We start from the raw sequence: 20,210 nt of genomic DNA, 5'->3' as shown, positions 1-20,210 counted from the left end.
ACCTCCGGCAAACACCGCCGTTATGATCTGTTGAAACTCAAGCCGGAACTGTTCCGTGCCAGCGAAGACAGCCGCAAAACACTTGCCTACGCCCGTGTATCCAGCCACGATCAGAAAGCCGACTTGGAACGCCAAAAGCAAGTGCTGGAATTGTATTGCGCCCAACAGGGCTGGACATTCGAGCTAATATCTGACCTTGGTTCAGGTATGAACTACTACAAAAAAGGGCTGAAACGCCTGCTCAATGAGATTCTGGCGGGGCATGTCGGGCGGCTAGTCATCACCCACAAAGACCGCCTGCTGCGGTTTGGGGCGGAACTAGTGTTTTCCATCTGTGAAGCGAAACACGTGGAAGTGGTGATCGTGAACAACGGCGAGGACACCGCTTTCGAGGAAGATTTGGCCACCGATGTGCTGGAAATCATCACGATTTTCTCAGCACGATTGTATGGCTCACGTTCGCGCAAAAACAAAAAGCTGCTGGACGGAGTAAAGCAAGCCGTGGAGGATGCGCGCACATGATCATCAGCCACAAAATCCGTCTTGACCCCAACAATAAACAAGCCACGTACTTTGCTAAGGCGGCGGGTACGGCGCGGTTTGCCTATAATTGGGCATTGGCAGAATGGCAAAGCCAATACGCGGCATGGAAAGACGACAACAGCCAGCCCAAACCCAACCAGATGGCGCTACGCCGCCAATTGAACGCTATCAAACGGGAACAATTCCCGTGGATGCTGGAAGTCACCAAAAATGCCCCACAAATGGCGATCATCCAACTGGGGCAAGCCTTCACAAACTTCTTTGCCGGACGTGCGAAGTACCCACGATTCAACAAGAAAGGCAAAAGCCGTGACAGTTTCACCCTCACCAACGACCAGTTCACCTTTGACGGTTGCCGCATTCGCATTCCCAGCCTTGGGTTAGTGCGGATGCGGGAGACGTTACGCTTTCCCGGTAAAATTCTCTCCGCCACGATTTCCCGCACCGCCGACCAGTGGTTCGCCAGTATCACCGTGGACACGCAAGACCACAATCACCTCCCGCCCGCCGAAAACCAAGGTGTGGTGGTAGGGGTGGATTTGGGCGTATCTGCACTGGCAACGCTGTCCACGGGCGAAGTAGTGGTCGGGGCGAAGCCGCACAAAGCCTTGCTTTCCCGCCTCAAACGGCTATCCCGCAGCCTGTCCCGCAAGACCAAAGGCAGCGCCAACCGCGCTAAAGCCCAAGCAAAACTGGCAAGACTTCACGCCCGCATTGCCAACATCCGCCAAGCCAGTTTGCACCCACTTACCACGGATTTGACCCGCCGTTTCCACACCCTCGGCATTGAAGATTTGAATGTGTCGGGCATGGTGAAAAACCGCCATTTATCCCGTGCCATCAGTGACATGGGATTTTTTGAGTTTCGGCGACAACTGGAATACAAGGCAGCCATGCGGGGTGCGGTGGTCGTGGTGGCAGACAGGTTCTTTGCCAGCAGCAAGACCTGTTCAGCGTGTGGTGAAAAGGTAGATAAACTCCCGCTATCCATCCGATCGTGGGAATGCCCGTGTTGTGGTGCAAGCCATGACCGAGATGTGAACGCGGCTATTAACTTAGCCCACTACGCCGTGAGTTACACGGTGTCTGCCTGTGGAGAGGATGGCTCTGGCTTGGCGCGCAAGCGACCCGCGAAACCAGCCCCTGTGAAGCAGGTATTCAACACCCAACCTACTTTTAGTTAGATAGAGGTAGGTTGGGATAGGTTTGAAATAATGGTTTCACTCTTGTATTCTTGGCTATGCCGTATATACGGGGCTTTTTTGCCGGATACTTCCGTCGTGGTCACTCAAGTACCTTTTTATCAGGAAGAATACTCGCTTTTAAGATTGTCTACTATTCGTGGGATGGATCATCCCCGCGCCTAGCCATCCCAACACATCTGAGACCGCAATCCGCATCCCCCGGACACAGGGCTATGTCAGCTCATTTATTCAGGCCAAAACTCACTATCCATGATTTGCTCAAATGTCCAAGGGCAGACTGTTGGAAACGCTTTTTCATTAATTCCCGTCTCCCGCGCTGCATCACGCACGGACAAACGGTAAGCATTCACTAAGGCTTCCGGTACTTTGGGATGCAAACTAGGATTGTCATCCAGATGAAACCCCAATTCATCGCGCTGGTTCTTAATGGTCAGTTCCCAACTACGCCGATAAGGGTAATCACTTTGAAATTGCCATTTCAGCAAATGAGCCAGCAACACACGCAACCGCGAACGTAAAGCCTCCTTTTGCGCTTTGCCCATGCTCTCAATTTCCTCCATGACATTGGCAATATCCAACTGATCCAATTTACCCGCTCGTAGCAGTGCCGCCTGCTCTTGTGTCCAGCCATAATAATCGCTTTCATACTTAGTTACTGCGCCCATGATTGGCCTCCTTCTGGCTTGGGTCTTACCTGATTGTAAGCACTTGTGTTCAAGTCGCCAATAAGCGCCCCGCCTGTTCACGTTCTTCGGGCAGAATCGCCCCATCTGCTGAACTGTCCAAGTTAGACCGCACCCCGCTTTGTCCGGTTATGATTTAGATGAGTATCACGACCATCACGACCAGCTAAACGATAGGTTTCCTCAGCAGCTTGGGCAGTCTTAGCTTCTAAGTCGGTACTTGCTACATATTTAGGGTCATTTTTACCATAAAAGAACCATACACCCCTACATAATAAAAAATGGGCTTTAGTGCTATTTTATGAGGAGTCTTGAAACAATAGAAGCTAGATAAAAGCTAGATTTTAAAAGGCTTTAAGGGGGATTTGGGGCGTTACGGGAAGCTATGGAATGGGTACTTGGAGCGGGTGAAGGGAATCGAACCCTCGTATGCAGCTTGGGAAGCTGCCGTTCTACCATTGAACTACACCCGCAGACGGTGTTTGAATCAGGAAGGCTATTGTAAAGTGTTTTGTGGAAGACAACAATTCCCATTGCTCAAGTTTAATAGCGATCTAGCTCAAGCCTAGCCTAGATCTAAAGAGGGATTTATACATCGGCTTAAAATTTCACTATGCTATTCACTCTTTTAATTAAGCAGGTCATGTCGTGACAGCGAGTTTTGCAGCGAGTGTTTTAAGCTGGTTTGATCATAGTGGGCGCACGCATTTACCTTGGCAGCAAAACCCGACACCTTATCGGGTGTGGATTTCTGAGATCATGTTGCAGCAAACCCAAGTGACCACGGTCATCCCCTATTATCAGCGGTTTATGCAGAGCTTCCCGGATATTAAAAGCTTAGCGGATGCTTCCACCGATGCCGTGCTAAAGCATTGGGAAGGTTTAGGTTATTACACCCGAGCGCGCAATTTGCATAAAACGGCACAGCTGATTCGTGATCAATATGCCAATGAATTTCCAACGACCTTAGCTGAAGTCGAGGCCTTACCGGGGATTGGGCGTTCGACCGCTGGCGCAATTCTCTCATTGGCTTGTAATCAGACTCACCCTATTTTAGATGGCAATGTGAAGCGCGTGCTAGCTCGCTATCATGCCCTTGAAGGCTATCCGGGGCAAAGCGCTGTGCAAAAACAGTTGTGGGCTTATGCAGAACAACATCTGCCGACTCAGCGTAATGCCGCTTATACGCAAGCTATGATGGATTTAGGCGCAACCCTCTGCACCCGCAGCCAACCCGCTTGCTTACTCTGCCCCCTGCAAACCGACTGCCAAGCGCTCAAACAAGGCAAACCCACGGCTTATCCCACGCCGCGTCCAGCCAAAGTACTCGCTCAAAAGCATGCAGTGACCTTATTGATTAGAAACAATAAGGGGGAGTTTGCTTTAGAACAGCGTCCACCCACCGGTATTTGGGGTGGTTTATGGAGTTTTCCTGAATTTCCAGATCAGGCCAGTGCCTTAGCCAGCTTGAATACCCAACCCTTAGCTATCAGCACGCTGGCCACCCTGACGCATGGCTTTTCACATTTCACCTTGCACCTAACGCCTTTGCTAGTCGATGTGCAGGATTTACAAACAGCAACGCACAGAATCATGGATAGGGACAGCTGGCTTTGGTATAAAGCAGGCACTGAATTTAGCGGTGGACTGTCGAGTGCAGCGCAACGTCTTTTGAAGAACCTAACGGAGGAAATATGACTCGAATGGTAAATTGTATAGTCTTAGGCCGCGAAGCCGAAGGCTTAGAGCGCCTCACTTATCCCGGCGATTTAGGTAAGCGTATTTATGAAACGGTATCGAAGGAAGCGTGGCAGCAATGGTTACGCCAACAAACGATACTGATTAACGAATATCGTCTTAGCCCGATTAATCCAAAAGATCGCAAATTTTTAGAAGAGGAAATGGATAAATTCTTCTTCGGTACAGGAGCCACTAAAATCGACAATTATAAGCCAGTTTAACGACTGATAGACTCGATAGACTCCTAGGTTTGGCAAAGTTCAACCTAACCTAGAACCTAGGAGCTTCACTATTTTTTAACAGGCGCTTTCCATACCATTTCTTCTAAGACCCAATCTTGCATAGCAGCAGGGGCTGGAACTGCATCGGTGACTTTCGGTGTGCTACCACTGAATAGATATAAAATATTGGTATTTTTTGGTGCATAGCACATCACCTTACCCGCCCAATCATCCACGCCGGGTGCACATTGCTCTAAGCTTTGTGGCGTATAAATCTCTGCAAACTTCGTCCCAAGCGCATGCCCTAATTGATTACCCACCAAATTATCGTGCACGATTACCGAGAAAATATGCTTTTGCTGAAAATCAGGATTGATCGTCAGCAAGGGCTTCACTTGCTGTTTGACCGTAATCACACGGTTATTATCACCACTACTAGCGGAGGTCTCTTCAACCACATTAAATTCTTGGAAAGCATCACCGATCCGCACCAAATTAAACGGCGTGCTAGCATTTAAAGGGCCTACGCCATCTTCAGATAACATAAATAAGGGGGTCGCCGACTCAACCGTCGCGGCTTGTACGTCTTCTCGACTACTACAGGCGGTTAACTGCCCCATTAACAACACTAACATAGCTAGATAGAGAGGTTTAACCTTCATACTGCTGCTCCTTGCCCTTCGATTCCCGAGAACTGACAAAATACCTTGTTCTAACACAATCTGCTGTCCATTTTTAAAGCATACCTTCAAAACTGCAAAGAACTTGAAAAAAATCCGAAAAAATCTAGCTTACAACCACAACCTTACCGTTTGTCGGTTAACTGCAACCATATATTACAGCAATTACCCTGCATTGGCACAAAGCAGCTATATACAATACTGAACAGATGATGAACGAAGTTTGAACCTAAAGGAATAGCTCAGTTCAAGTGAAGTTCAACTAAAACAGGAAGATGCCCGAATCTTTTACCGGAATTATAAAAAAACATCTCAGCCTCATACCAACAGCGGATGCTCCCAAGCCAAGGCTTTTAAGGTAAAAGATTTCTATTATTAAACCGCCGTATCTGACGGCGGTTTGTTATGCTTAATCTTTTGAGATTATACCTCAGTATGCCCCATTCCTTACCTGCTTCCCTAGAACGTATTTGGCTCGTTGATGCCAGTATTTTTGTCTTTCGAGCTTGGTTTATTCGCAATCCTTTGCCTAAAGATACCTCTGGCCACCCTGTCAATGCTGTGCATGGTTTTTTACGCTTTGTCTACCATTTATTGCAAGAGCAAAAACCCCAACACATCGGATTCGCTTTCGATACCAGTCTACAAAATTCGGAACGCAAAGCGATTTATCCTGCATACAAAGCTAATCGCAGCCCAGCCCCTGAAGAATTGAAATATCAATTTAAACTCTGCCGTGAGTTTTTAGAGGCTTTAGGTATTATCCAAGCAGCCAGTACCACGCATGAAGCTGATGATTTAATCGGTACTTGGGCCGTACAACAGCGTAGCCCTGAGCGTCAAATCATTATTATTAGTGGCGACAAAGATCTAGCACAATTACTGCAGCAGCAGGATATTTGGTGGGATTATAATCGGCGCGGTGCTTTATCTGCAGGGGGAGTTAAGGATAGCTTTGGTGTTTGGCCCGAGCAAATCGCTGATCAACTCGCCATTGCAGGTGACAAAGCCGACAATATCCCCGGTGTTCCCGGTGTAGGGATGTCTACAGCGGCTAAACTACTCAAACGGTTTGGTTCTGTGGATACTATGCTGGTTAATCTAGAGCAAATTGGCAGTATGCAAGTCCTCGGAGCCAAGCGTTTGCAGCAATTAATTACCCAACATCAAGCCAGCATTTGCTTAGCGCGGCAACTGACCACGATCAACTGCCAAGTTCCTGATGTGCCATTCGATTTAAGCCGCCAAGCTAAAGATTTTGTCCGTCTGCAAGAGTTAGCGACTTTGCTTAAGTTTTCTCAGGAGCAATATGAGCTATGGGCAAAGGTTTGATTATTTAACAAGATATTGTAGAGCCGCAGGGCGACGAGCCAACCAAGCGGCCACGATTAAGAACCCTAACTCTAAGAAGCCCAGACTATTTTCCAGCCAAGTACTTTCCGTGGCATCTTCGGAGGGCAAGAAATAAACACCCAGCCAAAGCACGCTCAAAATAAAGACCGCAGTGAACCACCATTGGCTGGTGGAGCGCTTGCGTTGTTGTAAAGGACGATATATTAAAAAATAATAGAAAACAAACACAAGGCCATAAATTGAAACAATCATGATCAAAAACACCAGCTGCCCATACCAAGCAAACCAGTACAGCTCTGCCGACATATCCTGCAAAATAAAAATCACACCGATAGTCATCGACAAAAAAGAACAAGCTGCCGCTAAACCTATTAACCAATACAAAGGCTTCAAGGCTTTTGGTACGGCTTGATAATTTAAATCTTCAATTTTAGAGTTCGGCGCTTTGTAGGGGTTCATCGGTCAAAATAACTACACTGAATCCCTTAAGCATAGCTCATTATTCCAGCAAAAGGCCTAATTAATTAAATACTCTAAGGCTGCTGGACGGGACGCTAATAGCCCACCTAACATCAACAAAGCAATTTCAGCCGAAGCCAGTAATACATCGAAGAGCGAAGTTGTTAAGCGTGGATTTTCATCCGGCAGCAAACTGAACCATAACCATAATAAGACCAAGACCAGCACAGCCATTAACCACCAGCGACTCGTGGCACGCCAACGTAATTGCAAAGGCCGAAAAACAAGAAAGTAATAAAATCCGAATAATAAACCATAACCAGAAGCAGCCAAGCCTAACAACATCAATTGATCAGCCCAAGGCAACCTAAAAATCCATGAGGCTGCCTGAATGACATTTAAAAAGCCAATACTGGTCGAAATTAAAGAGCAAATAAAGGCCAAACCCATCAGCCAATACAAAGACTTTAAAACGGATGGCAAGGGTTGGTAACTTAAGTCATCAATCTTAGCATGAGGCGTTTTGTAGGGGTTGTTCATCTTCAGCAGCCTGCTTACACATCAACAAGCTAAGTATAGGCGACTAGGCTGCCAAGGCGGTTTCGTATTCCTCGCTTAAGGTCATCCATTCCAGCTCAACGGTAGCCAGTTTGGCTTCCACAGCGGTTTTATCCAATAGCCATTGTTTTAACTGCGTTTTGTTAGCTTCGTTATAAGTATCGGGGTCAGCCAGTACCGCATCTAATTTAGCTTTTTGCTGATTGATCTGAGTCATTTCCTGCTCAAGTTGATCCAACTTACGTTTTAAAGGCTGCAATTGCTTACGTTTTTCTGCTGACTCCCGACGTTGATCTTTGCGCCCTGCTGCACTGTGTGCAGTCGTAGTGTCGGTGGGCTTGCTGGCCATCTCCTCCGCACGGAAACGCTGCTGCAACCACCCGGCATAATCCTCTAAATCACCATCAAACTCGGTTGCCTGCCCGTTATCGACCAGAATTAGCTGATCTGTCACTGTTTTTAGCATATGGCGATCATGCGAAACGATCACCATCGCCCCCGTAAATGCCTGCAAAGCCATACTCAGTGCTAAGCGCATATCTAAATCAAGATGATTGGTCGGCTCATCAAGCAACAGTAAATTCGGACGCTGATAAATCAATAAAGCTAGGGCTAAGCGGGCTTTTTCACCTCCCGAAAACGGCGCGACTGCTTCATCGACACGTTCACCATGAAAGGCAAAGCCTCCTAAGTAATTCCGCAAATCTTGTTCTCGCGCTTGCTTATCTAGCTGGCGTAGATGCTGTAAAGGCGACTGATCGACCTTGAGTTGCTCTAATTGATGTTGGGCAAAATACCCGATCTTCAAATCTTGGGCTTGCCAACACTCCCCCGCTTGTGCGGGCAAATGGCCTGCGAGGAATTTAATTAAGGTGGATTTACCTGCACCATTTGGACCAATCAAACCAATCCGTTCACCCGGCAAAATCTGTAAACGTACTTGAGTAAGAATAGTTGTCTGACCATACCCCACACTCACACCCACCATATTTAACAGGCGATCAGGCATTTTTTCAGGATCACGAAACTGAAAGCTAAAGGGCGAATCAACATGAGCAGGGGCAATCACTTCCATCCGCTCTAACGCCTTCAAGCGGCTTTGTGCTTGCCGAGCTTTGGTGGCTTGAGCACGAAAACGATCCACATAGCGCTGCATATGCTCACGTTCGCGCTTTTGTTTTTCATAGGCTGATTGTTGCTGTGCCAACTTTTCTGCTCGGGTAATTTCAAAGGTGGAATAGTTACCGCCATACAGGGTCAATCGGGCTTGTTCGATATGCGCAATCTGGGTACAAATCGCATCTAAGAATTCACGATCATGCGAAATCAATAATAAAGTCCCACGATAGCTTTTCAGCCAATCCTGCAACCAGATCACTGCATCTAAATCTAAGTGGTTAGTCGGCTCATCCAGTAGCAGTAGATCCGACCGACACATCAAGGCTTGCGCTAAATTCAAGCGCATCCGCCACCCCCCCGAAAAGCTCGTCACAGGGTGCTGGATTTCTTCAGGTTTAAAACCTAAACCATGTAATAAAGTCGCCGCCCGACTTTCAGCGGTATAACCATCAATGGCATCTAAGCGAGCGTGTAACTCCCCTAAACGCGCTCCTTCGGCCTCCGCGATTTGCGCTTGCAAACGGACATACTCACCATCACCTTGAAGTGCATACTCCAAAGCGGTTTGTGGACTTGATGGCGTTTCTTGCTTCACATGCGCAATCACCCACGCAGGTGGCATAGAAAAACTACCACTATCCTGCCCCAACTCACCCCGAATTAAGGCAAATAAACTCGATTTGCCGACCCCATTCGCACCCGTTAAGCCAAGTTTTTGCCCCGGATGAATACTAAAAGACGCCGACTCTAATAAAGCTTTCGGGCCACGACGTAAAGAAAGATCAGAAAAAACAATCATGCTAGTTGCATCAACTCAGCTCAAAGAATGGCAGGGATTATACCTGAAAAGCCTAAAATACGGCGGTACTTGTATGTACTTGTATTTAAAGCCTGCCTTAAAACTTCCCTACTCAAATACGCTTGTAGGTTAATTTATCTAACCCTCCCCATGAGAAACTCTAGCTTGTTGCAGTGCAACAAAAACTTTACTCTGCACCTGTCGAAACAAAAAAATTATTTAGCGGAGAACAAAATGAAAAGTTTACTCGATTTTTTTAGCAATTTAGCTAGCCCAGCTGAGGCTGCCAATGATAGTCATCATTCAAGTGCAGAGCTGCGCCAAGCCATTCGTGAGTTAAGCGCTTTAAATGACCGTGAGTTAAGCGATATGGGTTTAGCTCGTAGTGAAATTGAATACGCTGTTCGCCACGGCCGTAAAGGCATTGATGATGATCAGCGTCATGTTGCTTAAGTTTCACCCTCACTTCCAGCTCAACGAGTTTAGGTAACGCCTCCTCCTCTACCTAGATTCGTTTGGGCGGACTTATCCTCATACTGCTTACTGCACCCTCACCCTCCATTTATTTTATTCCCTAAGCCTCCTCGAACTGTGTTTGCATGCTTCATTATCAATTCTTCATTTGAATTTTCTGATGTCAATTCTGATAATCACCAGCCGACTTGATTAATTTTAGTGACGGGAGTTGACAGCATGAAAACGTGGATGTGCCTTGTATGTGGTTTTATGTATGACGAAGAAGCAGGCTTACCGGAAGAAGGCATTGCCCCCGGAACACCTTGGGAAGAGATCCCGAATAACTGGCATTGCCCAGAATGTGGGGTCACTAAAGCTGATTTTGATATGGTCGAGATTTGAAACCCGCCAAACCTAAAAAAGGCTGTGATAAACTAGCTGCCATTTTTGAATAAAGTATGAGATGAGTTATGGCTGGCCATAGTAAATGGGCGAATATTAAACACCAAAAAGCTGCTGTTGATAAAAAACGTGGAAAAGTTTGGACAAAACTGATTCGGGAAATCACCGTCGCTGCCCGCGAAGGTAAAACCTCTGATCCGAATGCTTATCCGCGCTTACGCTTAGCCGTCGCTAAAGCACTCGGCGCGAATATGCCGAAAGACACCATTGAAAAAGCCTGCAAACGAGGCGCTGGTGAATTGGGAGCAGATAACTATACCGATGTCACCTACGAAGGCTATGGTGCCGGTGGGATTGCCGTCTTGGTGGAAACCTCCACCGATAACCTTAACCGCACTGTGGCTGAAGTTCGTCATGCCTTTAGCAAGCATGGCGGCAACTTAGGCACTAATGGCTCAGTCGCTTATATGTTTAAGAAGCTCGGAGTGATGAGCTTTGCAGCGGGTGTTAATGAAGATGCGCTGATGGAAGCGGCCTTAGAAGCAGGCGCTGAAGATGTCGTCACGCAAGAAGACGGTTCGATTGAAGTCATCACGAGCCCTGAAAGCTTCACTGCTGTACAAACCGCGTTAGTAGACGCGGGTCTCACCCCCGATAGTTCTGAGGTCACGTTGCGTGCTGACAATTTAACCGCAGTCACCGACACTGAATTGGCTGAAAAACTGTTAAAGATGATTGATTTATTGGAAGATTTAGATGATGTCCAAGAAGTCTTCACCAATGCCGACTTCCCTGATGAAGTTTTAGAAGCTTTAGCTAGTGCTGAATAAACTGCGAGCCACTGTATGAGTCGGCGCATCATCGGTATTGACCCCGGCTCGCGGATCACGGGAGTTGGGGTGATTGAAACCGATGGACAAAAAGTTAAGCACATTTTTAGTCGCTGTATCCGCTTAGGCGAGCGCCCTTTACCTGAGCGTTTAGGGATTATTTTCGCTGAGATCACTCAACTGATTCGTGATTGGCAACCCGATGAAATGAGCGTCGAAGATGTCTTCGTCGCAACCAATGCGGGCGGCGCTTTAAAGCTTGGCCAAGCACGCGGTGCAGCGATTTGTGCAGGGGTTATGATGAATTTGCCCATCTATGAATACAGTGCTAAACAAGTTAAACAAGCCACCGTCGGCAAAGGGGCTGCGGATAAAACCCAAGTTCAGCATATGGTGAAAGTTTTATTAAACCTACAAGGCCAACTGCAAGCAGATACTGCGGATGCTTTAGCAGTGGCGCTTTGCCATGCCCATACCAGTCATTTAAACAATCGTATCGCCCAAGCGATCAAACTGACCCGCTAACCTGAGGAATCCCCCATGATTGGCTTATTACGTGGCAAAGTCATTTACAAGCAGCCGCCTGAACTTTTACTCGAAGTCCACGGTGTGGGTTATGAACTACAAGCCTCGATGAACACCTTCTATAACCTACCACTAGACACTCAAGCCGAAGTCATTATTTATACTCATTTTGTGGTTAGAGAAGATGCACAAACCTTGTTTGGCTTTAGTTCTCAAGAAGAACGCAGCCTGTTCCGTCATCTTCTTAAAGTAACGGGTATTGGTCCTAAGATGGCCTTAGCGATCGTTTCTGGCATGACTGCTGCTGAATTTGCACAATTGGTACATGCTGCTGATGTAAACGCCTTGAGCCGAATCCCGGGTGTTGGTAAAAAAACGGCAGAACGCTTAATTATTGAAATGCGCGACCGCTTGCCTAAAATTGAAGTACCTCTCTCTACTTCAGGTACTCACAAACCCACGCAGACTCCCTTCACCCTAGTTTCACCCGTCGATGAAGCCCTCAATGCCCTCTTAGCTTTAGGTTATAAACCAGCCCAAGCTAGCAAAATGGTTGCCGCTTTCGAAAATCAAAATCTAAGTGTCGAAGAAATCATCCGCCACGCTTTACGCTCCAGTCTTAACTAAGCCTTGCCGCTAAGAAACCTAGCAAACCTGACAATCTATGACACAAAGCCGACGGCTGGCGGTTTTGTGTCAATTGCTAATGTCAACTCTGTCACTTCTTGACACTCTTTTACTTATTAATTTTTCTTATTAAAAAGAATTTATTCTAGCCAAATCCTTATCAATCAATAAGTTAATTTAATTAACTACTAGTTGGCATAGGGGTTGCAATAGACAAGACAACAAAGGGACGAGAATAAAAATAAGAAAGGGTTAACGGAATAAAGATAACAAGCCCCAAGAGGTGGAAAGCAGGCATAAAACAATAACAACAATAAGTTGCCTGCCAGACCTCAACTCCTGATGCCCCCCACGTAAGTGGGGGATATTTAAGGAGAGTTAGAAGTTCAACAGCAAGCCCTAAGAGGTAGCGAGTTAGGCTTAATACATAATAAAAATAAGTAGCCTGCCATGCCTCGACTCCTGATACCCCCTGTGTTAACAGCGCAGGGGGGATTTATACAGAGTGTCCTGTGAGCTTCGATCAGAACTACAATAAGAATAAGTATAACAGGTGAGAACCTGCAACCTCTGCCCCCGCTAGCCGGGGGTTTTGTTTTTTCGGATAAACGGAATTAATGATAGCTTAGCCTCCGGCCTAAGAGGGTAGCTTGAAACCATTTTGAAACTGTGCAGCTTGACTTTTTTTCTTAGTTTGTTATTGTATATACAAACATATACAAATAAACATGGAGGAAGAAGGTGTTTGCAGCCTGTGAAAAAATTTGGATTAATGCCCAAATTGCGAGTTTAGACTCAAGGCAACCCGCCTCTTATGGGCTATTAACCCAGCACGCTTTGGGCGTTAGTCAAGGTCTGATTCAAAACATCGCCCCTATGTCAGCCTTTGAGCGAGCACGAATTAACCTCAACGAGGTTGAGATCATTGATGTGCACGGTGCTTATCTAACCCCGGGTCTCATCGACTGCCATACGCATCTCATTTATGCCGGTCATCGGGCGCAAGAATTTGAACAGCGCTTACTAGGCCTCAGTTATCAACAAATCGCTCAACAAGGTGGCGGAATTCTGTCAACAGTAGGCGCTACCCGTGCCGCCAGTGTTGAGCAATTAATCGAATTAGCCATCCCTCGACTCAAAGCTCTAATAGCAGAGGGTGTCACCACCCTCGAAATTAAATCAGGCTATGGCTTAGATTTAGTTACCGAACTCAATATCTTACGTGCTGCCCGTCAGCTTGCCCAAGTTTTTCCGATCCGTATTTCGACCACCTTATTAGGTGCCCATGCTCTACCGCCCGACTATAAAAATCGCGCTGATGCGTATATTGATTGGGTCTGTGCAGAACTCATCCCCGCTGCCGTGGCAGAAAATCTAGCCGACGCAGTGGATGTATTTTGTGAGTACCTAGCCTTTAGCCCCGCTCAAACTGAGCGAGTGCTAGCACGGGCAACCGACTATGGCTTAGGCATCCATGTCCATGCTGAACAACTCAGCAACCAACAAGCCGCCACTTTAGCCGCAAGTTATCAAGCTTGGTCAGCGGATCATTTAGAATACTTAGATGAGGCAGGCGTGGCCGCAATGGCTAAAGCAAGAACGGTCGCTACCCTCTTACCCATTGCCTTTTATTTCCTAGGCGAGACTCAACGACCACCGATTGATTTACTCCGTCGTTATCAAGTGCCGATGGCCGTTGCCACCGACTTCAATCCAGGTACCGCTCCCTTAGTCTCACTACGTTTAGCGATGAATATGGCCTGTACCTTATTTCGCTTAACACCGGAAGAGGCTTTAGCCGGAGTCACCCGTCATGCCGCACTCGCCTTAGGTTTAGAGAATAAAATCGGGCAATTAGCGACCGGATTGGCAGCAGATTTTATCGTCTGGAATATTCAGCATCCTGCTGAGCTAGCTTATCAAGTAGGGGTCAACCCGATTAAGCAGCGTGTCTTTGCCGGAGAGCTAACTTATGTCTAAATTCGATTTTAATCAGCTTTGGACTGGACGAGTCGACCAAGGCGAAAGTCCTGAATTATCAATGCGTCTACACCAATGGATTAAACCCTTAAGTGATGCAGATTCAACGGGGTTAGCCGTGTTGGGTTTCTGCTCAGATGAAGGGGTAAGGCGTAATCAAGGTCGAGTCGGCGCAGCCTTGGCACCCAATCAAATTCGTCAAGTTTTAGCCAATCTGCCGTGGAGTAGCCAATATCCTGTGTATGAAGCGGGTAATCTGGTTAGTACATATCAGGATTTAGAATCAGCCCAGCTTCAACTTGCCAGCCAAGTCACCCAATTATTAAGCCAAGGCCATTTCCCCTTAGTTTGGGGGGGTGGACATGAGGTCGCGTATGGCTCATGGCGGGGTTTAGCCGATTATTTAGCGATAAATAACCCCATACCACAGATCGGTATTATTAATTTTGATGCTCATTTTGATCTACGCACCCCGATAAAGGGGGCTAACTCTGGCACACCCTTTTATCAAATCGCTCAAACCTGCCAAGAGCAGGGTTGGCCGTTTCGCTATTGCTGCTTAGGCGTGAGTGAAATGGCCAATACCCAAGCACTCTTTCAGCGGGCAAAAGCACTCAATGTCAGTTATCGTCTAGATAAACAAATGAGTTTACTGGATCTACCTGAAATTAAAGAGCAATTACAACAATTTATGGCGCAATGTGAGCATTTGTATCTGACGATAGATTTAGACGTTTTGCCTGCTAGTGTTGCGCCGGGGGTAAGCGCCCCTGCAGCACGCGGCGTGAATTTAGAGGTGCTTGAACCTTTAATTGAACTCATTCGCACTAGCCAAAAACTGCGCCTTGCTGATCTCGCCGAATATAACCCAAATTACGATCAAGACTCACAGACAGCACGTGTGGCTGCACGGCTGTTTTATAGCATTACCGGAGGAAGCCATGAATAGTCATAAAAATAATCACAACGCTAATCGTCACGACCCAAGTCGGCGGATTGCAGCCCCAACAGGCACAACGCTCCGTTGCAAAAGCTGGCTGACTGAAGCACCCATGCGGATGTTAATGAATAATCTGCACCCTGATGTTGCCGAGCGCCCCGAGGACTTAGTGGTTTATGGTGGAATTGGCCGAGCAGCACGCGATTGGGCTTGCTATGACAAGATTATTGAAGTGTTACAGCGTCTTGAAGATGATCAAACTCTACTGATTCAATCGGGTAAACCGGTTGGTGTTTTCCCTACTCATCCTGAAGCGCCTCGGGTGTTGATTGCCAACTCGAATCTCGTCCCCCATTGGGCGAATTGGGAGCATTTCAATGAATTAGATCAACAAGGTCTGATGATGTACGGTCAAATGACGGCTGGCTCATGGATTTATATTGGTTCACAAGGCATTGTCCAAGGTACTTACGAAACCTTCGTAGCCATGGCTAAGCAGCATTACCAAGGGGAAACTCAAGGACGTTGGATTTTAACAGGTGGTTTAGGTGGCATGGGAGGCGCACAACCCTTAGCAGCAACGATGGCAGGCTTTTCCTGTTTGGCGGTGGAATGTGATGAAAGCCGTATCGACTTCCGCCTACGCACTCGGTATCTGGATAAAAAAGCTTATAGTTTAGATGAAGCCCTTGCTATGCTGGCCACAGCAAAAGCCCAAGGTGAAGCCGTTTCCATTGGTTTATTAGGTAATTGCGCGGATATTTATCCAGAGATTGTAGCACGCCAAATTCTACCGGATGTGGTGACGGATCAAACCAGTGCTCATGACCCCCTCAATGGCTATTTACCGCAAGGCTGGAGTTTAGAGCAAGCCCGACACCAACGTATTACTGACCCCAAAGCCGTCGTAGAAGCAGCCAAAGCCTCTATGGCTATTCAAGTACGGGCGATGTTAACCCTGCAAGAGCGAGGGGCAGCCACGACCGATTATGGTAATAATATTCGGCAAATGGCTTTTGAAAAAGGTGTGGAGCATGCCTTTGACTTCCCCGGTTTTGTGCCAGCGTATATTCGTCCCTTATTTTGTCAAGGTATAGGTCCTTTCCGCTGGGCAGCGCTGTCGGGCGACCCTGAAGATATTTATAAAACAGATCAAAAAGTCAAAGAACTGATCCCGGATGATGCCCATTTGCATCATTGGTTGGAGATGGCACGTGAGCGCATTGCCTTCCAAGGTTTGCCTGCTCGCATTTGTTGGGTCGGTTTAAAAGATCGAGCGCGCTTAGCCGTGGCCTTTAATGAAATGGTCAAAACCGGCGAATTGAAAGCACCGATTGTGATTGGACGTGATCACTTAGATTCTGGCTCGGTCGCTAGCCCCAATCGGGAAACGGAAGCGATGTTAGATGGTTCGGATGCCGTGTCGGACTGGCCTTTGCTCAATGCCCTATTGAATACCGCTGGGGGAGCGACTTGGGTGTCGATTCATCACGGTGGGGGTGTAGGTATGGGCTTTAGTCAACATGCAGGCGTGGTGATTGTCGCTGATGGTACGGAGGCCGCTGCTCAGCGTTTAGCACGGGTTCTACACAATGATCCGGCAACAGGGGTGATGCGACACGCTGACGCAGGTTATGAAATTGCAAAAACTTGCGCCCGCCAACAGGGCTTAGATCTCCCGATGCTCGCAGATTAAGGAGGGTATTATGTTTGAACTGATGATAAAACCCGGCAAGCTAAGCCTAGCCGATTTACGCCAAGTAGCCACCCAACCCGTGCATCTGAGCCTTGATCCGAGTTGCCGTGCCGCGATTGATGCCAGTCAAGCAGCCGTGGAACAAGTGATCCGTGAAAATCGTGTCGTGTATGGTATTAATACGGGCTTTGGCCTATTAGCGAATACACGCATTGAGCCAACTGATTTAGAGCTGCTGCAGCGAAGTATTGTCCTCTCGCATGCCGCAGGCACAGGCGCACTGATGGAAGAAGCCACTGTGCGCTTAATGATGGTGCTAAAAATTAACTCCCTAGCACGGGGGTTTTCTGGTGTGCGCTATGAAGTGATTGAGCGCTTGATGCAATTGCTAAATAATCATGTTTATCCTTGTGTGCCACAAAAAGGCTCAGTCGGTGCTTCGGGCGATTTAGCCCCCTTAGCCCACATGAGTACGGTATTATTGGGTGAAGGCGAGGTGCTAATCGACGGTCAGCGCCTACCTGCTTCAGAGGGTTTAAAGCAGGCTGGATTAAACCCAATTACACTCGCGCCTAAAGAAGGTTTAGCCCTATTAAATGGGACGCAAGCGTCCACAGCATTTGCCCTACAAGGTTTATTTGCCGCAGAAGACTTATTTGCAGCGGCAATTGTTGCAGGCGCTTTTTCAGTCGAAGCGGCACTAGGAAGCCGTAAACCCTTTGATGCACGAGTGCAGGCTGTGCGCGGTCATCCTACCCAAATAGAGACCGCCGCCGCTTATCGACATTTATTGGGTGAGGGTTCGGAATTAGCTAGCTCGCATCAAAATTGTGGCAAAGTACAAGACCCCTATTCTTTACGCTGTCAGCCGCAAGTGATGGGCGCGTGCTTGCAGCAAATTCGCCAAGCAGCTGAGGTGATTCTGATCGAAGCGAATGCGGTGTCGGATAATCCTTTGGTCTTCGCTGAGGACGATGAGTTTATCTCTGGTGGTAATTTTCATGCTGAGCCCATTGCGATGGTTGCAGATAATTTAGCCTTAGCGATTGCGGAAATCGGCGCTTTATCTGAGCGGCGCATGGCCTTGTTGATTGATTCAAGCTTAAGTAAGTTGCCCCCCTTTTTGGTGAATAATGGTGGGGTGAACTCTGGCTTTATGATTGCACAAGTCACCGCCGCTGCCTTGGCCTCAGAGAATAAAACCTTCGCACACCCCGCTTCTGTCGATAGTATGCCGACTTCGGCGAATCAGGAAGATCATGTGTCGATGGCGACTTTCGCCGCACGGCGCTTACTAGAAATGGCAGATAATACCTGTGGGATTGTTGCGATTGAGTTATTGTCGGCTGCCCAAGGTTTGGATTTTCGTGCTCCGCTAAAATCAACTGCACCGATTGAAGCTGCCAAGGCTGAATTACGAGCACGGGTGGCCTTTTATGATAAAGATCGTTATTTCGCACCCGATATTGAAAAGGCCAAGCAATGGGTGAGCAGTGGTGTCTTAAAGGCATATATGCTACCTGCCTTACTGCCCAGTGCATGAGAAAAACTGCTAGTATTGCCACCCAAAACCAACAAGCTCAGGAGTTTTGGGTGGATCTTCGACCTCGCTATCAGCAAATTAAACAGTTCATCAGCGATGCTATTCGTAACCAAACCTATGCAGCTGGTGATAAAATCCCCACCGAGGCAGAGCTAGTCGAACAGTTTGCAGTCAGTCGGATGACGGTCAATAAAGCGCTGCGCGATTTAGTACAAGAGGGTTTATTAGTTCGTTACCCGGGCTTAGGCACTTTTGTTGCCCCACCTAAAGCAGAATCACCTTTGGCAGAAATACGTAATATTGCTGAGGAAGTGCGGGCGCGCGGTCATCAGTATGCTAGCCAAGTGTTGGCACTGAATGAACAACAGGCCTCCGAACGGGTGGCGATGCAATTGGGTATTCCTTTGCATAGCCGCGTGTTTCATTCCCTAATCGTACATTTAGAAAACCAATTACCGATTCAACTCGAAGAGCGCTATGTGGCGGCGAACATTTTACCGCACTATCTACAACAAGATTTTACACAAAAGACCCCTAATCAATATTTATCTGAGCAATATGCCTTAAGCTCGATGGAGCATATTGTCGAAGCAGTCTTACCGAGTCAGCCTGCTCAGGATTATTTAAAATTAGCTGCGCATGTGCCTTGTCTGCAAGTCAGCCGCCGTACTTGGTCGGGTGAACGCTTGATTAGTTTTGCAATTCTGACTCACCCCGGGGATCGGTATAAATTGAGATCGGTGATGAGTTTGCCTGCTCAGCACTCTACAAATTTAGCCGCATGCTAATACTCTCTTAACTTTTCAAGCCTAGTGCCGTACCAGCATTTACGGCCTAGTTGGCTGATTACTAATAAAATCAGCTATTCTATGCACTCGGCACTAAGCATGAAGATGATCAAGTACGCTTCTTTAATGTGGCTTATACAGGTAGTGCCATTTCCATGCGCTCAGTGATCTTCTCTTAAGTTTTAGACTTTTCTTCAAGTTTAGCAACCTCCCAGGCCGCCTCCATTTGTGCCAAAGAGGCTGCTTCTAAACTGAGTTGATCGTCCGCTAATAAAGCCTCTACTCGCTCAAAACGCTGCTCAAATTTACGGTTGGATAAGCGCAGCGCATTTTCAGCATCCACACCGAGCATTCTGGCCATATTGCTAGCTGCGAGTAAAACATCACCCATTTCCTCTTCGATGCGTGCGAAGGGTTCTTGATGAGCAACAGCTTCGGCTACCTCGTCTAGTTCTTCATGCACTTTTGGCACGACTTGTTGCCAATTTGCCCAATCAAAACCAACGTGGGCAGCCCGTTTTTGAATTTTTTGTGCGCGACGTAAGGCAGGTAGAGCGGCTGGAATGCCTGCAAATAACCCCGTTTGAGCTTGCTCAGAGCGTTCAGCCTGCTTAATCGCTTCCCAAGCTTGTTTTTGCTCTATTTCCGAGGCATAGACAGTTTCATCGAATACATGGGGATGCCGCCGCACGAGTTTCTCGCTGATTCCGCGTGCGACCGCCTCAAAATCGAATAAGCCCTGCTCTTTAGCAATTTGCGCCATGAATACCACTTGTAGCAGCAAATCACCGAGCTCATCACAGAGCGCGGCGGGATCGTTCCGGTCAACTGCATCCACCACCTCATAAGTTTCCTCTAAGGTATAGGGTAATAAACTCTGCCAAGTCTGTTTACGATCCCAAGGGCAACCGCGTACCGGATCACGCAACTCGGTCATAAGGTTTAATAAAGTCTGGATAGCGGAGGGGGGGGACGCAATCGACATGCTGAACTCCTAATCATTGAAAACGGCTGCCACTATAGCTGGAAGCTGACCTTACTGACTAGCTTACAAAAAAATGAG

21 protein-coding genes, 1 tRNA gene and 1 pseudogene are annotated in these 20,210 nt (G+C 47.5%); 15 read left to right on the top strand and 8 right to left on the bottom strand.

Features of this window, described 5'->3' with window-relative positions; all coding sequences use genetic code 11:
- Both B5D50_RS08310 and B5D50_RS08305 read left to right on the top strand, forming a co-directional pair.
- Positions 1-522 (top strand): IS607 family transposase (locus B5D50_RS08310; RefSeq protein WP_078922140.1); only part of this gene is annotated, 522 nt, incomplete at its 5' end.
- On the top strand, positions 519-1,727 hold the full coding sequence (locus B5D50_RS08305) for an RNA-guided endonuclease InsQ/TnpB family protein (protein WP_078922124.1): 1,209 nt from the start codon (positions 519-521) through the stop codon (positions 1,725-1,727). The genes B5D50_RS08310 and B5D50_RS08305, both read left to right, overlap by 4 nt.
- A 138-nt stretch (positions 1,728-1,865) precedes the next feature.
- Here B5D50_RS08305 and B5D50_RS20840 read toward each other — a convergent pair.
- From B5D50_RS20840 to B5D50_RS08295, 3 genes and pseudogenes are all read right to left on the bottom strand, one after another.
- Positions 1,866-1,955, bottom strand: a pseudogene (locus tag B5D50_RS20840) (DUF433 domain-containing protein); the annotation flags it as partial.
- A 17-nt stretch (positions 1,956-1,972) separates the two neighbouring features.
- Positions 1,973-2,413: a DUF29 domain-containing protein gene (locus B5D50_RS08300; RefSeq protein ID WP_078922123.1), complete on the bottom strand. Its 441-nt coding sequence runs from the start codon at positions 2,411-2,413 to the stop codon at positions 1,973-1,975.
- A 417-nt stretch (positions 2,414-2,830) separates the two neighbouring features.
- Positions 2,831-2,904 (bottom strand) — tRNA-Gly (locus B5D50_RS08295).
- 175 nt (positions 2,905-3,079) lie between these two features.
- On the opposite strand from B5D50_RS08295, the gene mutY reads away from it, so the two are divergent.
- Positions 3,080-4,129: an A/G-specific adenine glycosylase gene (gene mutY / locus B5D50_RS08290; protein ID WP_078922122.1), complete on the top strand. Its 1,050-nt coding sequence runs from the start codon at positions 3,080-3,082 to the stop codon at positions 4,127-4,129.
- On the top strand, positions 4,126-4,392 hold the full coding sequence (locus B5D50_RS08285; RefSeq protein WP_078922121.1) for an oxidative damage protection protein: 267 nt from the start codon (positions 4,126-4,128) through the stop codon (positions 4,390-4,392). The genes mutY and B5D50_RS08285 overlap by 4 nt, the downstream gene beginning before the upstream one ends.
- 68 nt (positions 4,393-4,460) lie before the next feature.
- Here the strand turns inward: B5D50_RS08285 and B5D50_RS08280 are convergent, their stop codons facing one another.
- On the bottom strand, positions 4,461-5,054 hold the full coding sequence (locus tag B5D50_RS08280; RefSeq protein ID WP_078922120.1) for a DUF1131 family protein: 594 nt from the start codon (positions 5,052-5,054) through the stop codon (positions 4,461-4,463).
- Between the two features lie 453 nt (positions 5,055-5,507).
- On the opposite strand from B5D50_RS08280, the gene B5D50_RS08275 reads away from it, so the two are divergent.
- Complete coding sequence (locus tag B5D50_RS08275; RefSeq protein ID WP_078922119.1) at positions 5,508-6,404, top strand: 5'-3' exonuclease; 897 nt, start codon at positions 5,508-5,510, stop codon at positions 6,402-6,404.
- Here the strand turns inward: B5D50_RS08275 and B5D50_RS08270 are convergent, their stop codons facing one another.
- The 3 genes from B5D50_RS08270 to B5D50_RS08260 are packed head-to-tail and all read right to left on the bottom strand — an operon-like array spanning position 6,405 to position 9,360.
- Positions 6,405-6,884: a hypothetical protein gene (locus B5D50_RS08270; RefSeq protein WP_078922118.1), complete on the bottom strand. Its 480-nt coding sequence runs from the start codon at positions 6,882-6,884 to the stop codon at positions 6,405-6,407.
- A gap of 57 nt (positions 6,885-6,941) precedes the next feature.
- Positions 6,942-7,424, bottom strand: a complete 483-nt coding sequence (locus tag B5D50_RS08265; RefSeq protein ID WP_078922117.1) for a hypothetical protein — start codon at positions 7,422-7,424, stop codon at positions 6,942-6,944.
- Positions 7,425-7,467: 43 nt separating this feature from the next.
- Positions 7,468-9,360, bottom strand: coding sequence for an ATP-binding cassette domain-containing protein (locus B5D50_RS08260; RefSeq protein WP_078922116.1), 1,893 nt, complete (start codon positions 9,358-9,360; stop codon positions 7,468-7,470).
- A gap of 234 nt (positions 9,361-9,594) precedes the next feature.
- Between B5D50_RS08260 and B5D50_RS20075 the strand changes: the two genes are divergently transcribed.
- The 10 genes from B5D50_RS20075 to hutC all read left to right on the top strand — a co-directional run bounded on the left by B5D50_RS20075 (position 9,595) and on the right by hutC (position 19,147).
- Positions 9,595-9,813 (top strand): DUF1127 domain-containing protein, encoded by a 219-nt coding sequence (locus B5D50_RS20075; protein ID WP_143594294.1) that lies wholly within the window; start codon positions 9,595-9,597, stop codon positions 9,811-9,813.
- Between the two features lie 240 nt (positions 9,814-10,053).
- Positions 10,054-10,218, top strand: a complete 165-nt coding sequence (locus tag B5D50_RS08250; protein ID WP_078922114.1) for a rubredoxin — start codon at positions 10,054-10,056, stop codon at positions 10,216-10,218.
- Positions 10,219-10,286: 68 nt separating this feature from the next.
- Positions 10,287-11,048 (top strand): YebC/PmpR family DNA-binding transcriptional regulator, encoded by a 762-nt coding sequence (locus tag B5D50_RS08245; RefSeq protein ID WP_078922113.1) that lies wholly within the window; start codon positions 10,287-10,289, stop codon positions 11,046-11,048.
- Positions 11,049-11,063: 15 nt separating this feature from the next.
- Positions 11,064-11,573 carry a crossover junction endodeoxyribonuclease RuvC gene (gene ruvC / locus B5D50_RS08240; protein ID WP_078922112.1) on the top strand — a complete coding sequence of 170 codons (510 nt, stop codon included), beginning with the start codon at positions 11,064-11,066 and terminating at the stop codon, positions 11,571-11,573.
- Positions 11,574-11,588: 15 nt separating this feature from the next.
- Positions 11,589-12,200, top strand: a complete 612-nt coding sequence (ruvA, locus tag B5D50_RS08235; protein WP_078922111.1) for a Holliday junction branch migration protein RuvA — start codon at positions 11,589-11,591, stop codon at positions 12,198-12,200.
- Between the two features lie 741 nt (positions 12,201-12,941).
- Entirely contained in the window at positions 12,942-14,180 is a 1,239-nt protein-coding gene (gene hutI / locus B5D50_RS08230; RefSeq protein WP_078922110.1) for an imidazolonepropionase, read from the top strand.
- A complete protein-coding gene (hutG, locus tag B5D50_RS08225; protein ID WP_078922109.1) occupies positions 14,173-15,129 on the top strand; it encodes a formimidoylglutamase in 957 nt (318 codons plus the stop codon). Before hutI ends, hutG begins: the two co-directional genes overlap by 8 nt.
- Positions 15,122-16,816 (top strand): urocanate hydratase, encoded by a 1,695-nt coding sequence (gene hutU / locus B5D50_RS08220; RefSeq protein WP_078922108.1) that lies wholly within the window; start codon positions 15,122-15,124, stop codon positions 16,814-16,816. Before hutG ends, hutU begins: the two co-directional genes overlap by 8 nt.
- 10 nt (positions 16,817-16,826) lie before the next feature.
- Positions 16,827-18,359 carry a histidine ammonia-lyase gene (gene hutH, locus B5D50_RS08215; protein WP_078922107.1) on the top strand — a complete coding sequence of 511 codons (1,533 nt, stop codon included), beginning with the start codon at positions 16,827-16,829 and terminating at the stop codon, positions 18,357-18,359.
- On the top strand, positions 18,356-19,147 hold the full coding sequence (hutC, locus tag B5D50_RS08210; protein ID WP_078922106.1) for a histidine utilization repressor: 792 nt from the start codon (positions 18,356-18,358) through the stop codon (positions 19,145-19,147). The genes hutH and hutC overlap by 4 nt, the downstream gene beginning before the upstream one ends.
- Positions 19,148-19,322: 175 nt before the next feature.
- Here hutC and mazG read toward each other — a convergent pair whose 3' ends face one another.
- On the bottom strand, positions 19,323-20,132 hold the full coding sequence (gene mazG, locus B5D50_RS08205) for a nucleoside triphosphate pyrophosphohydrolase (protein ID WP_078922105.1): 810 nt from the start codon (positions 20,130-20,132) through the stop codon (positions 19,323-19,325).
- Positions 20,133-20,210: the final 78 nt, after the last annotated feature.

Origin of the sequence: Thiothrix eikelboomii, from assembly GCF_900167255.1 — a bacterium.
Taxonomy (GTDB): Bacteria; Pseudomonadota; Gammaproteobacteria; order Thiotrichales; family Thiotrichaceae; genus Thiolinea; species Thiolinea eikelboomii.
This window is presented reverse-complemented; position numbering and strand designations above follow the sequence as displayed.

Excerpts from the sequence above, each read along its gene's own strand:
- B5D50_RS08300 (WP_078922123.1), bottom strand. The coding sequence starts at position 2,413 with ATGGGCGCAGTAACTAAGTATGAAAGCGATTATTATGGCTGGACACAA.
- B5D50_RS08260 (WP_078922116.1), bottom strand. The coding sequence starts at position 9,360 with ATGATTGTTTTTTCTGATCTTTCTTTACGTCGTGGCCCGAAAGCTTTA.
- B5D50_RS08270 (WP_078922118.1), bottom strand. The coding sequence starts at position 6,884 with ATGAACCCCTACAAAGCGCCGAACTCTAAAATTGAAGATTTAAATTAT.
- ruvA (WP_078922111.1), top strand. The coding sequence starts at position 11,589 with ATGATTGGCTTATTACGTGGCAAAGTCATTTACAAGCAGCCGCCTGAA.
- hutH (WP_078922107.1), top strand. The coding sequence starts at position 16,827 with ATGTTTGAACTGATGATAAAACCCGGCAAGCTAAGCCTAGCCGATTTA.
- hutU (WP_078922108.1), top strand. The coding sequence starts at position 15,122 with ATGAATAGTCATAAAAATAATCACAACGCTAATCGTCACGACCCAAGT.
- B5D50_RS08285 (WP_078922121.1), top strand. The coding sequence starts at position 4,126 with ATGACTCGAATGGTAAATTGTATAGTCTTAGGCCGCGAAGCCGAAGGC.
- B5D50_RS20075 (WP_143594294.1), top strand. The coding sequence starts at position 9,595 with ATGAAAAGTTTACTCGATTTTTTTAGCAATTTAGCTAGCCCAGCTGAG.
- B5D50_RS08275 (WP_078922119.1), top strand. The coding sequence starts at position 5,508 with ATGCCCCATTCCTTACCTGCTTCCCTAGAACGTATTTGGCTCGTTGAT.
- B5D50_RS08265 (WP_078922117.1), bottom strand. The coding sequence starts at position 7,424 with ATGAACAACCCCTACAAAACGCCTCATGCTAAGATTGATGACTTAAGT.
- mazG (WP_078922105.1), bottom strand. The coding sequence starts at position 20,132 with ATGTCGATTGCGTCCCCCCCCTCCGCTATCCAGACTTTATTAAACCTT.
- B5D50_RS08245 (WP_078922113.1), top strand. The coding sequence starts at position 10,287 with ATGGCTGGCCATAGTAAATGGGCGAATATTAAACACCAAAAAGCTGCT.
- B5D50_RS08250 (WP_078922114.1), top strand. The coding sequence starts at position 10,054 with ATGAAAACGTGGATGTGCCTTGTATGTGGTTTTATGTATGACGAAGAA.
- hutG (WP_078922109.1), top strand. The coding sequence starts at position 14,173 with ATGTCTAAATTCGATTTTAATCAGCTTTGGACTGGACGAGTCGACCAA.
- ruvC (WP_078922112.1), top strand. The coding sequence starts at position 11,064 with ATGAGTCGGCGCATCATCGGTATTGACCCCGGCTCGCGGATCACGGGA.
- hutC (WP_078922106.1), top strand. The coding sequence starts at position 18,356 with ATGAGAAAAACTGCTAGTATTGCCACCCAAAACCAACAAGCTCAGGAG.
- B5D50_RS08305 (WP_078922124.1), top strand. The coding sequence starts at position 519 with ATGATCATCAGCCACAAAATCCGTCTTGACCCCAACAATAAACAAGCC.
- B5D50_RS08280 (WP_078922120.1), bottom strand. The coding sequence starts at position 5,054 with ATGAAGGTTAAACCTCTCTATCTAGCTATGTTAGTGTTGTTAATGGGG.